12 protein-coding genes are annotated in these 14,769 nt (G+C 33.5%); 9 read left to right on the top strand and 3 right to left on the bottom strand.

The annotated features are described in order from the left end of the window. Positions 1-124 precede the first annotated feature (124 nt). Genes DMB65_RS13330 through DMB65_RS13320 form a run of 3 tightly spaced genes read right to left on the bottom strand, consistent with a single transcriptional unit; the run spans position 125 to position 2,959 of the window. Positions 125-1,390 (bottom strand): hypothetical protein, encoded by a 1,266-nt coding sequence (locus DMB65_RS13330; RefSeq protein ID WP_110307131.1) that lies wholly within the window; start codon positions 1,388-1,390, stop codon positions 125-127. A 29-nt stretch (positions 1,391-1,419) separates the two neighbouring features. Further along, positions 1,420-1,992 carry a 5-formyltetrahydrofolate cyclo-ligase gene (locus DMB65_RS13325; protein ID WP_110307130.1) on the bottom strand — a complete coding sequence of 191 codons (573 nt, stop codon included), beginning with the start codon at positions 1,990-1,992 and terminating at the stop codon, positions 1,420-1,422. Further along, the gene (locus tag DMB65_RS13320) at positions 1,979-2,959 is read right to left on the bottom strand and encodes a succinylglutamate desuccinylase/aspartoacylase family protein (RefSeq protein ID WP_110307186.1); all 981 of its coding nucleotides are present in this window, start codon (positions 2,957-2,959) and stop codon (positions 1,979-1,981) included. The genes DMB65_RS13325 and DMB65_RS13320 overlap by 14 nt, the downstream gene beginning before the upstream one ends. 142 nt (positions 2,960-3,101) lie before the next feature. Here DMB65_RS13320 and uvrC point away from each other — a divergent pair, with 142 nt between their 5' ends. The 9 genes from uvrC (at position 3,102) to DMB65_RS13275 (ending at position 14,662) form a co-directional block, all read left to right on the top strand. Next, positions 3,102-4,895 (top strand): excinuclease ABC subunit UvrC, encoded by a 1,794-nt coding sequence (gene uvrC / locus DMB65_RS13315; protein WP_110307129.1) that lies wholly within the window; start codon positions 3,102-3,104, stop codon positions 4,893-4,895. Between the two features lie 85 nt (positions 4,896-4,980). Beyond that, positions 4,981-7,257 (top strand): patatin-like phospholipase family protein, encoded by a 2,277-nt coding sequence (locus DMB65_RS13310; protein WP_230470673.1) that lies wholly within the window; start codon positions 4,981-4,983, stop codon positions 7,255-7,257. 213 nt (positions 7,258-7,470) lie between these two features. Beyond that, positions 7,471-8,628, top strand: coding sequence for a homogentisate 1,2-dioxygenase (locus DMB65_RS13305; protein WP_110307128.1), 1,158 nt, complete (start codon positions 7,471-7,473; stop codon positions 8,626-8,628). Positions 8,629-8,823: 195 nt separating this feature from the next. Further along, the gene (hppD, locus tag DMB65_RS13300) at positions 8,824-9,984 is read left to right on the top strand and encodes a 4-hydroxyphenylpyruvate dioxygenase (protein ID WP_110307127.1); all 1,161 of its coding nucleotides are present in this window, start codon (positions 8,824-8,826) and stop codon (positions 9,982-9,984) included. Positions 9,985-10,278: 294 nt separating this feature from the next. Further along, positions 10,279-11,049 carry a DUF3108 domain-containing protein gene (locus DMB65_RS13295; protein ID WP_110307126.1) on the top strand — a complete coding sequence of 257 codons (771 nt, stop codon included), beginning with the start codon at positions 10,279-10,281 and terminating at the stop codon, positions 11,047-11,049. Beyond that, positions 11,049-11,990: a tryptophan 2,3-dioxygenase family protein gene (locus tag DMB65_RS13290; protein ID WP_110307125.1), complete on the top strand. Its 942-nt coding sequence runs from the start codon at positions 11,049-11,051 to the stop codon at positions 11,988-11,990. Before DMB65_RS13295 ends, DMB65_RS13290 begins: the two co-directional genes overlap by 1 nt. Positions 11,991-12,012: 22 nt before the next feature. Next, entirely contained in the window at positions 12,013-13,233 is a 1,221-nt protein-coding gene (locus tag DMB65_RS13285; RefSeq protein ID WP_110307124.1) for a M23 family metallopeptidase, read from the top strand. A 17-nt stretch (positions 13,234-13,250) separates the two neighbouring features. After that, complete coding sequence (locus tag DMB65_RS13280) at positions 13,251-13,871, top strand: hypothetical protein (RefSeq protein ID WP_110307123.1); 621 nt, start codon at positions 13,251-13,253, stop codon at positions 13,869-13,871. Then, on the top strand, positions 13,856-14,662 hold the full coding sequence (locus DMB65_RS13275) for a hypothetical protein (RefSeq protein ID WP_123955343.1): 807 nt from the start codon (positions 13,856-13,858) through the stop codon (positions 14,660-14,662). Before DMB65_RS13280 ends, DMB65_RS13275 begins: the two co-directional genes overlap by 16 nt. Positions 14,663-14,769 lie beyond the last annotated feature (107 nt).

The raw sequence follows: 14,769 nt of genomic DNA, 5'->3' as shown, positions 1-14,769 counted from the left end.
ACAATAATCCAGTTTTATATCCGATTCAAAAACATCATCAATCTGGGCTACGGTTTCAAAAAAGGAATGTCTAATTTTGATAGTTTCGGGTTTGTATTCAGATAAGAATTTATTAATGAAATAGTTAGAGTTTGTTTTTATTTGTTTTTAAATAATTTTCTCTATAATTGGAATTAATCAATCTATGTATATTAAAATCATTCCATCTTTCAATAAATGGTAAAGAATTAGGTAATCCCAATCTGCCAGAAGGTTCTTCAAATTCTAAAATTAATTCAGAGATAAAATTGCAAGATTCATTCGGATACATTAATATTTGTTCTTCAGAAAATCTAATAATAATCCAGTTTAACTCTAAAAAGAAAGAGTTTCTATCGTTGTCGTTTAAATGTATTGGTTCTTTATTCTGTATTGTATATGGTTCATCAATTTCAATCAACAATACTAGACCAATTTCATCATTTACATATGCAAAATCAGATACATAAGGTCTGGATGTAGGTTTGTGAGTAAAATATTTATTTAAATATGTTAAGCTTTCTAAAATGCCTTTTGAGTTATTATGCTTACTTCCTAAATGGTGAATTAAATGATTTAAGAAAAATTGATGACTTAATCCTTTAATATAATCCGTGCCAATTGAGTATTTAGTCTTTCGTAATATTGAACTGATTTTTTCTTTATTTTTTAATTTGAGGAAATCTTCTTCATTTAACGTTATTTCATGATAGTATTTTTTTAGTTGAGATTCATAACTCTTTTTATAATTTTCAAAATCATTCTTTTCTTTAAGGTACTTTTTCTTTTCAGGATTAGTAAATATTAGATACATTCCCAAAAAAATAAATAGTAACCCTATAAAAGTTTTTAAGTAATTAAAAATTAAAAAACCAATAATTACAAATAAAATGTAAAATAAAAAACCATTAGTTTTTTCTGGTTCTTTTTCTGTAAACTTTGGCTTTTCTGGTTTTTCAAAATAATCAAAAAATAAGGAATCTTTTATTTCCTCATTCATTAATAGGATTGGATAATATTGCTCATTAAATGCTGAAAGGATTAATAAACTGGTTTTACCTAGTGCATTAATTTTTTTTAGGCTGTAATTGTCAGCTATTTTTTTTAAATTATAATTTTTAACTTTTTTATCTAATAAATATTTTAATTGAAGTTGATTTGAATCAATATATTCAATATTACTTTTCCAAACATGACTATAATCAACGTAAGTAAATTCGACTACTTTTTCTTTGATAGAATAATAGCCATTAATTAATTTTTCATTATTTGGGTATGCAATTTGAAATGTATTATTTTGAGAAAAAACATATTCGATTTCATCGTTAATCCATCGTCCTAGAATTTGTTTATTTAGATTTACGTTAATCATATGTTACAGGTATATGTTTTTAGATAGTTTTATTTAAACTCATAAATATTATTTGGCGTCACACAATAATCCAGTTTTATATCCGATTCAAACACATCATCAATCTGACTTACAGCTTCAAAAAAGGAAAGCCCGATTTTGATGGTTTCCGATTTACATTCGGCTAAAAACTTATCATAAAATCCTTTCCCGTAGCCAATACGGTTGCCAAAAATATCAAAAGCCAAGAGTGGTACAAAAACTACCTCAATAGTTTGAGAAGGAACAGTCAGCCCATTTACAGGTTCCGGAATATTATATTCGTTTTTTTTGATTTTGGTATTGTCGGTCAATAAAAAATGAGTCATAATCCGGGTTTCAAAATCACTTTTAGAAACCACAATTTCTTTATCTTTTCCTGAAAGCAAGTGTAAAATAAACTCAGTATTTACCTCTTTTTGTTCTTCGATAGGAAGAAAAACATGATAATACGTTTTATCCCAAATGGGTAAATGGATTAATTGATTGGTAATATCCAGACTTTTTTGCTCAAGATCTTCTTCAGAAAGTTTTTTTCTCAGTTTTTTATAATGTAGGCGCAGCTCTTTTTTACTCGTTGGCATTTTCGTCAATATTTTTAGAGATGTGGTAAATGGCATCGCCTTCATAAACAATTGGCGAATGATTGGCATTGATAACAAAACCATCATGGGGTGCTTTTACTTTTTGTTCAAATTTTCCAAAGGGATCCGTAATAGTTGCTAAAATAGTTCCTTTGGTTACAAATTTGGTAATCATATTGTAATCGTGTAACAAACCGGATTGCTTTGCCCGTAACCAAACCGAATTTTTTATATAAATGGAAGGAAAGTCGGCTTTTTCAACAATGTGTTTTGGGTCCAGCATATTGAGATAATGAAGCAAACGTTTCACTCCTTTTATACCTTCATTAGCAACAGGATCATTGATGTCTAATGACTTTCCGCCTTCAAAGAGTAACATTTTAACGCTGGCTTTTTCAGAAGTATTTCTAAAAGAACCATTAATGTTCTTCGAATACAGGGTAAATGGGGCATCAAAAACATCAGCCAGAACCTTCAATTCAGGATTGTTTTCGGTAATACGAATTTGCGGAGCATTAAACCGACTGGCACCACCGGCATGAAAATCTACCGCATAGTCAATAAGCGGCAATACCTGATTGGTTATATGAAAAGCAAACCGACTGGCAAGAGAGCCTTTTTTGCTTCCCGGAAAAACACGGTTCAGGTCACGTCCGTCAGGAAATTCCCTTGATTTATTGACAAATCCGTAAATATTAATAATCGGAATACAAATGATAGTTCCCCGTGTAGGACGGTTGATTTTTTTACTGATGATCTGGCGTACGATTTCAACACCATTTATTTCGTCGCCGTGAATTCCGGCAGAAAATAAAACTACAGGCCCGTCAATTTTGGAACGCCGAACAATAATCGGAATATTAAGTTTAGTTGTAGTGTGTAATCTGGCGATTTCTACATTGATCGTTTTGTTTTCTCCGGGCAAAATCGATTCGCCAAAAAGAACCATAGGGGCATTGTTTTTCATGTCGAATTTTAAACAGGCTCTAATATAGAAATTATTCTTTTGATTTCGTAAATTTGAAAAGATTTCAGCGTTAAGCTTTCTAGTACACACCAGAATGTTATTTTGACAATGATATTTTAATATTCTCCAGAAATAAAACAGCATGCCAATACCGTCTTTAGAACTTCAAATTCAAACCCTGCCGGACAATCCCGGAGTCTATCAATATTATGATAAGGAGGGAAAGATATTGTATGTTGGAAAAGCCAAAAATTTAAAAAAAAGAGTTTCTTCTTATTTCAATAAAATTCACGACACCAGAAAAACAAATGTATTGGTTCGAAAAATCGTAACCATCAAACATATTGTTGTTCCTACGGAAACCGATGCACTTTTATTAGAAAATAATTTAATCAAAAGCCTGCAGCCTCGTTATAATGTGCTGCTTCGTGATGATAAAAGTTATCCCTGGATCTGCATCAAAAAAGAACCTTTCTCCAGAATATTCCTGACCAGAAGAATGATAAAAGACGGCTCTGAATATTTTGGCCCATATACTAATTTCAAAATGGTAAATACGATTTTGGATTTAATCAAGGAATTGTACCCGTTGAGGACTTGCAATTATGATTTAAGTCAATCCAATATTAATTCAGGTAAGTTTAAAGTCTGTCTGGAATATCACATCGGTAATTGCAAAGGGCCATGCGAAGGAATAGAGTCATTAGAAGATTACCAGCGACAAGTTGATGCAATCCGCGAAATCCTAAAGGGAAATTTCAAGGAAAGCATGAAAGATTTTAAACGTTTAATGAGTCAATATGCACAGGATTTACGTTTTGAAGAAGCACAAAAAATCAAAGAAAAAATAGAAGTTCTCGAAAATTATCAATCAAGATCAACCATTGTGAATCCTAAGATTACCAATATTGATGTCTTTTCGATTGTGTCTGACGAAAGTGCCGCCTATGTCAATTTTCTCCAAATATCGCACGGATCCATTATTCGTTCACATACTTTAGAGATTAAGAAAAAGCTAGATGAAAGTGATGAAGAATTATTAGAATTAGCTATAATTGAGCTTCGGGAACGTTTTCAGTTATTATCAAAAGAAATTATTGTTCCATTTGAATTGGATTTAGGTGAAAACATTAAAATAACCATTCCACAGCTTGGAGACAAAAAGCAAATTCTGGATTTGTCGATTCGAAATGCTAAATTTTACCGAATAGAACAGCTCAAACAATTACAGATTGTAGATCCCGACAGGCACGTAAACCGGATCATGGCGCAAATGCAAAAAGACCTGCGTTTGCCAACTGAGCCAAGACATATCGAATGTTTTGATAACTCCAATATTCAGGGAACAAATCCAGTAGCAGCCTGTGTAGTTTTTAAAGACGGCAAACCAAGCAAGAAAGATTACCGCCATTTTAACGTAAAAACCGTTGTGGGACCTGATGATTTTGCGTCAATGACTGAAATTGTATATCGTCGTTATAAACGATTGCTCGATGAAAACGAACCCCTTCCGCAGCTGATTATTATTGATGGTGGGAAAGGGCAATTATCCGCCGCCCTAAAAAGTATTGATGAATTGGGATTGCGGGGTAAAATTGCCATAATCGGAATTGCGAAACGCCTTGAAGAACTGTTTTATCCCGGAGATTCGATTCCGTTATATCTGGATAAAAAGTCCGAAACATTAAAGGTTATTCAGCAATTACGAAACGAAGCACACCGTTTCGGAATCACTTTTCACCGCGACAAGCGCAGCAAAGCAGCCCTCAATTCGTCTGTAGAGAATATTCCGGGCATTGGCGAAAAAACAATGCTTACGTTAATACAACATTTTAAGAGTGTTAAAAGATTGAAACTAGCTACAGAAAAAGAAATTTCTGATGTTGTGGGGGCATCAAAAGCCAAAAAAATTGTCGACTTTTACAAAATCAATTAGTACTTTTCTTATGCGCCTAATCCAGCTGTACATTTCAAATACTCGGTCAAAAAGCTTTTTTTCTTCTGCAAAAAAAGGAGCTTCTTTGGTCGCTCTTTTTTTACAGGAAAAAATACCTTTTCGTCTCTCGCAGTTTTCCATTTCCATCTGGGGCGAGGCATTAGTGTTTTTCATTCTTTTAGTCCTTGCTCCGCAAAACCTGTTTTCACAAGAAAATAAAAACGATAGTATCAAAAGACCCAAAATTGGTTTGGTCCTAAGTGGAGGAGGTGCCAAAGGATTTGCCCATATTGGTGTTTTAAAAGTTTTAGAAGAAGCAGGAGTCAAAGTAGATTATATAGGTGGTACGAGCATGGGTGCCATAATCGGAGGGCTTTATGCAACAGGATATAATGCAGCACAAATTGATTCTATATTCAAAAAAACCAATTTTGATGAATTAATTAATGACTACATCCCAAGAGGTTCCAAAAATTTCTATGGGAAGCGAAACGATGAATTATATGCTATTGTGCTTCCTTTTAGCAATATGAAAGTCGGAATCCCCGAAGCACTTTCAAAAGGGATGTACAATTACAATTTATTAAGCAGCCTGACCAGAAATGTACGTCATGTTCGCGATTTCAATCAGCTGCCAATCCCCTTTTTATGTATTGGAACTAATATCGAAACGGGTGAAGAGGTTTTGCTCAATAAAGGCAATCTGGCTCAGGCAATGATTGCGAGTGCTTCTTTTCCGTCATTATTTTCTCCAGTTGAAGTAGACGGCAAATTATTGGTTGACGGAGGTGTTGTGAACAACTACCCTATTAAGGAGGTTCGAAATTTAGGAGCTGATCTTATTATAGGAGTCGATGTTCAGGATGATTTGCAGAACAGAAAAGGACTTAAGGATGCTACAAGGATCCTGGTGCAGATTACAAATCTTCAGTCTATCGAAAAGATGAGGGCCAAAAGACAGAATACGGATATTTACATAAAACCGGACATTCGTGATTTTGGCGTTATTTCATTTGATAGAGGAGGAGAAATTATCAAAAGAGGAGAAGATGCCACATTTGAAGTTTACGAAAAAATTAAAGCTTTGGCAGATCAGCAAAATCTTTATAAAAAACCTAAATTAAAAATAGCCTCCGATACACTTAAAATAAAAAAGATAAACAGTAGTAAACTGAAAGACTATACGAGAGAATATATTACAAGCAAGCTTCGTTTTAAGTCCGGCAGTACCATAACCTATGAAGATCTTCGCGTAGGAATAAACAACATAGATGCCACACATAATTTTAGTGCGATCTCTTATTCACTAGAACCAAACGGCAATCAAGATGATTTGAATCTTGTCCTGAAAGAAAATCCAACGCACACTTATTTGAAATTAGGACTGCATTATGACGGACTTTACAAAAGTGCTGTCTTGTTAAACATAACCCACAGAAGAACATTTCTCAAAAATGATAATACTTCCCTGGATATTATTCTTGGAGATAATTTCAGATATGATTTTAACTATTATGTAGAAAACGGGTTTAATATTAGCTTTGGGTTTAATTCCAGGCTCAATCAGTTTAACCGAAATGTCACAGAGAGTATCAGTAGCCAGATTATAGGGAATCAGGAAAACTTGATTAATGTTGATTTTCTTGACATTTCAAATCAAGCCTATTTTCAAACTATTTTTGTCCAAAAATTCCTAATGGGCGGTGGTCTGGAATATAAATTTTTAAAAATAAAATCCCCAACACTCGAACAGAATGCAACAATTGATCAAAGTAATTATTTCAGTCTTTTCGGATATTTAAAATACGATTCTTTTGATAAAAAAAGTTTTCCAAAAACAGGCTGGTATTTCTCTGGAGATGTTCAGACTTATCTGGCATCTTCTAATTATACAGGACAGTTTAATCCTTTTTCTACTGCAAAGGCTGAAATTGGAATTGCCAGAACAGTTTTTAATAAAGCAACCATAAAATTTGAATCAGATGCGGGATTTACTTTTGGTAATGATAGTGTATCCTTTTTTAATTATATTTTGGGAGGATATGGTTATAATAAAGTAAATAACTTCAAATATTTTTATGGTTATGATTTTCTGAGCATTGCAGGCGATAGTTATATAAAGGCCGCCATAACTTTAGATTATGAGATATTTGGAAAAAACCACCTTAATTTTTCTGCCAATTATGCGAATCTTGGTGATGATCTTTTTAGCACTGTAGACTGGGTCGATATGCCCAAATATTCCGGTTATGCAGTAGGATATGGTTTAGAGACTATCATTGGTCCCATTGAAGTAAAATATTCATGGTCTCCTGAAAACCCTAAAGGATATACTTGGTTTAATATAGGATTTTCATTTTAATTTGTAATTTAACTCGATAAAAAGTACGATATTTGTTGTAATGAAAACAAAATGGACAGGTTTATTAGAGTATCTTCAATTCCTTATCAAGAGAAATCCTGAGTAAACGGCTGAATTGAGATGGTTAGTCATTCTTAGAAATGAGCTGATTATCTGTTCACACAATTCACATTTTCGAATTATCTAATTTACAAATTATCTAATTGAAAAGCCATGCCATTATATCACAAACTCGGAAACTTTCCGCAAAAACGACACACCCAGTTCGAAAAACCTGAGGGAGGTTTTTATTACGAACAATTGTTTGGTACCGAAGGTTTTCACGGACATTCATCATTGTCATATCATGTTCACAGACCCACTCAGGTCAAAGAAATTTTAAAGTCATATTCCGTTGAACCCAAAATTGCAATCGGAAAAAATATAAAATCATTACTTTTTAAAGGTTTTGAATTAAAACCTGAAACAGACTTTTTAGATAGCCGTAAACCCATGCTGGTCAATAAAGACTGTATTATTGGATTGGCAGCTCCAAAAGAATCGCTTCGTAATTATTTTTACAAAAATGCAGATGCTGACGAAATGCTGTTCATCCACAAAGGAAAAGGAAAATTAAGAACCATGTTAGGAAATATTCCTTTCGAATATGGCGATTATCTTATCATTCCAAGAGGCATAATTTACCAAATTGAATTTGAGACTACAGAAAACAGACTATTTTACGTAGAATCGTATTCTCCTTTTTATACACCAAAACGCTATAAAAACCAATCGGGCCAGCATTTAGAACATTCGCCATTTTGCGAACGTGATTTTATTCTGCCAAACGAATTGGAAACGCATGATGAAAAAGGCGATTTTTTAATTAAAATCAAAAAAGAAGGAATGATACACGAAGTCGTTTACGCCACACATCCTTTTGATGTTGTGGGTTGGGACGGCTACAATTTTCCGTACGGATTCTCCATTCATAATTTTGAACCTATAACCGGGCGCGTACATCAACCGCCTCCGGTACATCAAACTTTCGAAACGGCAACTTTTGTTGTTTGTTCATTCTGCCCAAGACTTTACGATTATCACCCAAAAGCAATTCCGGCACCCTACAATCACAGTAATATAGACAGCGATGAAGTTCTGTACTATGTTGATGGTGATTTTATGAGCCGAAACAATATCAAGCAGGGACATATCACTTTACACCCAAAAGGAATTCCGCATGGTCCTGCACCTGGTGCTATGGAGCGTAGTATTGGTCACAAAGAAACTCAGGAATTAGCCGTTATGGTTGATACCTTCAGGCCGCTTATGGTAACAGAAGAAGCAATGGGGCTGGATGATGGACAGTATTATAAGTCCTGGACCGAGTAGTCACTGCGAGGAGCGAAGCAATCTCATTTGCAAAATAACATAAAGTTTTAGGAGCTATTTCCTGCTATTCGCTGCAATCTTTTTTATTGCAGAAAAAGCAATAAAAAAGGATTTCCACTTCTATCAGGGCTAAAAAATCAAAAACTCAAAACAACATTTCGGTTCATCACATAACCGATTAAACAAATAAACATTATGTCAAAAGAAGTAAAATCAGTAGAATACGGATTAGAAAAAATATTTGAAGGAGCACAGGATTTTCTTCCGTTATTAGGAACAGATTATGTAGAATTCTACGTAGGAAACGCAAAACAATCAGCACATTATTACAAAACAGCTTTCGGATATCAGTCATTGGCCTATGCCGGGTTAGAAACCGGAGTAAAAGACAAGGCATCTTATGTTTTAAAGCAGGACAAAATCAGGATTGTTCTGACAACGCCATTAACACAGGATTCTCCAATAAATGAACACCTGAAAAAACATGGAGATGGTGTAAAAGTTGCAGCACTTTGGGTTGAAGATTCCAGAAGCGCTTATGAAGAAACCATGAAACGTGGTGCCCGTTCGTTTATGGAACCAACGGTAGAAAGCGATGAGTTTGGAGAAGTAGTCCGTTCCGGAATTTACACTTATGGAGAAACGGTTCATATTTTTGTAGAAAGAAAAAACTATAATGGAGTCTTTCTGCCTGGTTATAAAGAATGGAAATCAGATTACAATCCGGAAACGACCGGATTAAAATATATTGATCATATGGTTGGAAATGTGGGTTGGAACGAAATGAATACCTGGGTGAAATTTTACGAAGATGTTATGGGATTCGTAAATTTTTTATCATTTGATGACAAACAAATCAATACCGAATATTCAGCTTTGATGAGTAAAGTAATGTCCAACGGAAACGGTAGGATTAAATTCCCGATTAATGAACCGGCTGAAGGAAAGAAAAAATCTCAGATTGAAGAATATTTGGACTTTTATGGCGGACCCGGAATTCAGCATATCGCCATTGCGACAGATGATATAATTAAAACGGTATCACAGTTGAAAGCCCGCGGTGTAGAATTTTTATCTGCTCCTCCGCATACTTATTACGAAGCGATTCCGGAAAGACTGGGTGTTCATATGGAAATGATGAAAGAAGATTTAAGCGAAATTGAAAAATTAGCCATTATGGTCGATGCAGACGAAGACGGGTATTTATTACAGATATTTACAAAGCCTGTTCAGGACAGACCAACACTTTTCTTCGAAATTATACAACGAATGGGGGCAAAAGGATTTGGTGCAGGTAACTTTAAAGCCCTTTTTGAATCAATAGAAAGAGAGCAGGAATTGAGAGGGACATTGTAAAACTCAAAATTTTTAGATATTGTAAAAAAAACCACTATAAATTAATCGTTTTTATGCAAATGTTTTGTTAAACTAGTATTTTGCTGTTTATTATCTAATCTTTGTGTCTATCTTTGCACTCGCAAATCAGGAAGGGGTGGTTTCCTTCCTGATTGATATAAATTTTCATAATTTATAGTTTTTTGGTTAGTTAATAGCATAAAAACTCAGTCATTCGTTGACTGAGTTTTTTTGTTTTGGTATATTTGGAATAAAATTTGCCTTTGTTACTGCTAAACGGTCAAATATCTTATTATGAAAAAACTAGCTCTATTCATCTTAATGCTCTCCACATTAAGTTTTGATACCTATAAAGAAGATGCTTTTGATGTGGGGGAATATTTCAAATTCAGGATTCATTACGGAATTGTAAATGCAGGTTATGCTACTTTAGAAGTTAAGGAGGCTGTTATAAATAATAAAAAAGTATTTCATGCAGTAGGTAAAGGTTACACAACCGGCATGTCTAAATTTTTCTTTAAGGTAGAAGACTTATACGAAAGCTATTTTGATAAAGTTAGCGGTGATCCTTATCGCTACATCCGAAAAATAAATGAAGGTGGCTATACAAAAAATCAGGAGGGTTTTTTTATTCAGTCACAAAATCGGGTTTTGGTAAAGGATTATAAACGTAAAACTGAAAAAACAATTATTGTTACTGATCAGGCACAGGACATTATTTCGGCTTTTTATTATTTGCGTAATCATCCGGACATCGATAAATTAAAATCGGGTGAATCCATTACAATCGATATGTTTTTTGATGAGGAGATCACAAAATTTAAGTTAAAATATATAGGTCGTCAGGATATTACAACTAAATTTGGCACCGTTTCCTGTATGGTTTTTAAGCCTTTGGTACAAACAGGCCGTGTTTTTAAAGAAAAAGAGAGTGTAACGCTTTGGATAACAGATGATAATAATAAAGTTCCTGTTAGAATTAAAGCCGATTTGGCAGTAGGTTCACTTAAAGCCGATATAGACGAATACAAAGGATTAAAATATCCATTTAAAGTAAAAAAATAATGAATACCACAGATAATTCTGAATCAATCCTCAATGAAATTGATCTTAAATTTAAAGCTATAAATCAAAAAACAGATGTTCAGCTCGAAGGATTGCTTTGGTCTAAACCAATAACATATTGGGACTACATACAAACAGATGCACTTTTAAACCTTCAGATACAACGTACTACGCTTCCCGATGAAATGGTTTTTATTATGTATCATCAGGTTAACGAATTGATTTTTAAAATGATCCTGTGGGAAATTGATCAAATTGCAGATACTGAAAATATTCAGGCAGTTTTTTTTAGCGAAAGACTTTCCAGAATTACCCGTTATTTTGATATGCTGGCCAATTCTTTCAGCATTATGGAAAACGGAATGGAGGTGGATCAATACATGAAATTTAGAAATACTTTGACACCTGCAAGCGGTTTTCAGAGTGCCCAATACAGAATGATCGAATTTGGTTCAACAGATGTTCTCAATTTAACCGATCGAAGATATAGGGCAGGCTTTGATGATAATACCGATGTAGAAACTTCTTTCGAACATTTATATTGGCAGGCAGCAGGGAAAGATTATCATACAGGTGAAAAATCTTATTTACTACAGGAATTCGAAAAGAAATACAAAGGTCAGTTCCTGCGCCAAATGTCAGCATTTAAGACTAAGAATATCTGGCAGAAATTTATCCAGTTACCAATCGAAGACCAGCAAAATAGTCAATTGATAAAAGCGATGCGCCATTATGATTATACAGTAAATGTTACATGGGTAATGCAGCATTTAAATACAGCTGTAAAGTATATTCTGGAAAGCGGAAAAGGTAATGGAGAAGCTACTGGAGGAAGCGACTGGCAAAAATATATGCATCCAAAATTTCAAAGACGCATCTTTTTTCCTAAATTGTGGACCGAAGAAGAATTGTCTAATTGGGGAAACGAGACATCAGTTTAATTTCCTGAAAAAAAATAAAAGTTTGAAAAAAGTATTCGTAATTATAATCATCTTATTTTCAATAATTTCATGTGATAAAAAAGCGGAGATAGTTGAAATTAAAATTACTAAACCAAAATCTAAAAAAGTTGAATTTGGATTTAATTACGGAGATTTCAATGTTATTCATGATACAATAAAAAAAGGTGATTCTTTTGGAACCATAATTCAAGGTCAGAATATCGGCAATAAAAGAGTTTATGATATTGTTAGTCAGGTAAAGGATTCATTTAATGTTCGGGCCATTCGATACAATAAACCTTATACACTTCTTAGATCAAAGAATAAAACCAATAAGCTGCAGGTTTTTATATATCAGCCTGACGCACTTACTTATTATGTGATCGATTTCAGGGATAGTCTTGCAAAAGCTTATAAAAAAGTAAAACCGGTTACGTTCAAACGTAAAATAATTGGCGGAGTTTTAAAAAGCTCTTTATCTGAAACCTTAGGAAATAACAGTGTAGAAGCCGCGCTTGCCAGCCGAATTACCAAAGTGTTTTCTTGGTCTATTGATTTTTTTAAGCTTAAAAAAGGAGACCGTTACGGTTTAATTTTCACAGAACGTTTCATCAATGGTAAAACCTACGACGGTGTAGAAGATTTGCAGGCAGCATTTTTTGAATATAAAGGTAAAATTATTTATGCTTTTCCGTTTGAAAAAGACACTCTTTCCGGAAAAATTGAATACTATGATGATGAAGGAAAAACACTTAAAAATTTCTTCTTAAAAACCCCAATTAAATTTAGCCGGATTACCTCAAGATTTACCATGAACAGGTTTCATCCTGTACAGCACAGGTGGAAAGCCCATAAAGGTACTGATTATGCAGCTCCAAGAGGAACTCCGATTTCTACAACAGCTTCGGGAGTAGTTGAGCAAACAGGCTATACGGCGGGGAACGGAAATTTTGTAAAAGTGAAGCATAACGGGACTTATTCGACCCAGTATTTACACATGTCTAAAATTTTAGTTCGTCGTGGGCAGCGTGTGACACAAGGCCAAACGATAGGACTTGTTGGTAGTACAGGATTAGCTTCTGGACCTCATGTTTGTTACCGCTTCTGGAAAAATGGCGTTCAGGTAGATGCACTCCGACTTAATTTGCCGACCGGGGAATCATTAACCGGAAATGATAAACAGCGTTTTGCTAAACAGATTGAACCTCTAAAAAGAGAATTGGATAGTATTGGAAACCTGTAATTTTACAGAAGTGAAACATGAAAAATAAGCGCATTAGAGAACTTCTTGATGAAACTTTTTCAGATTTAAAGCTATTTTACAGAGATGCTAATTTGTCTGACAGCTTAATTGAAAAATACAAAGTTGGACAAATTATAAAGGAAAAAGGTTTTACTGATATGACTTCTATTGGTGCAGGACTTTCAGGAAATTTCAGGTATTTAATAGCAAGTGCCAACGCAAAAGATTTGGCGAAATTTAATCCTGAATCGGCAAAAACAGGACATTTTCTTTTGGATGAAATATCCTTTTTCAAGATTTTGGATATTCAGAAAATCGAAAACAAAACTCAGGTTTTTCTACTTCACATTCCGGATAATTCTATTTCACTCTTTAAAAATTCAACTTCTAATATTGAAGAGGAGATAACTGAAAAAGCCAGACAAAAATTTATTTCAAAAGTCAATTCGCCTTCAATTCCCGGATTACAAACAGAAAGTTGGAAAGAAAGAACCAAATCACCAATTGGAATGAGTGAAAACGGTGAACTATTTTTTGATGATTCAACTATAAAAACTGAAGAACTAAAAAGGATTGAAATCAACAAGGATAAAAAAACAATTGAAATTAATAAAAAGCCGTGGTGGAAGATTTGGTAGTTATAATGATGAACTTTATTAAAAGACTTTTCGTTTTTATTATTTGTCTCGTAATAGTGTCTTGTGAAAGAAAAATAGAAGAAAAACACATAGAAGAAAGAACCGGATCAAAAAAGTTATTTTTAGAACCTATAAATCAACTTTCTTATGAGTGGCAATTAGTTTTCATAAAAAATGGCACGTCTAAAGATTCTGTCTTATCAAATGATATTCAGTTCATCAATGATTCAATTCTTAAAGGAAAATTTAAACTGGATATTTCAAAGTATGAAATTGAAAGTAGAAAGAAAGAATGTTATCCTATTTGGCTTCGAAAGAAATTGTTCGATGAATTTTACAATGAAGGTTATAATAATTTAGGAGATTTAAATGGAGATAATAAAGCTGATTCAGTATTCGTTTTACATGCACTGAATTATTGTGAAGAAGGTGATTCGTATTATTTTACAGATAACTCAATTCCACGTATATTAACTGATTCAAATTGTTGTCATCCCTCTAGCATTATAAATATTGGAGATATTGATGAAGACGGAAAAAGTGAAATAGCGGAGTATTATTCTTCATGCGCTAGCAGATATAAAGCCATTACCATATATAGTTTAAAAAAATCCAAATGGAAAGAAATCAAATCATTCTCCTTTGTTTTGAATGATAAATATTTTATTGACAAGGACTTCAAAAAACTATTTAGAAAAACATCTAAAAATCACCTTGAATATTATGAGATATCAGATATAAATATGGAAGGAGATTTAGTTGCCGCCTGGGAAAAAATAAAAATAGAATAGTTTAAACTTTTATCACTCTTATAAATCGTTTTCGTAACTAATTGTCATGTTAAGAAGTATTAAATAGGAATTTCAGTATTTTTGTGTTTCTAAAAAAAACTTTAAAA

Origin of the sequence: Flavobacterium cheongpyeongense (genome assembly GCF_003202435.1) — a bacterium.
Classification (GTDB): Bacteria; Bacteroidota; Bacteroidia; order Flavobacteriales; family Flavobacteriaceae; genus Flavobacterium; species Flavobacterium cheongpyeongense.
Note: the sequence above shows the minus strand (reverse complement) of the source record. Positions and strands in the feature narration are given on the sequence as shown.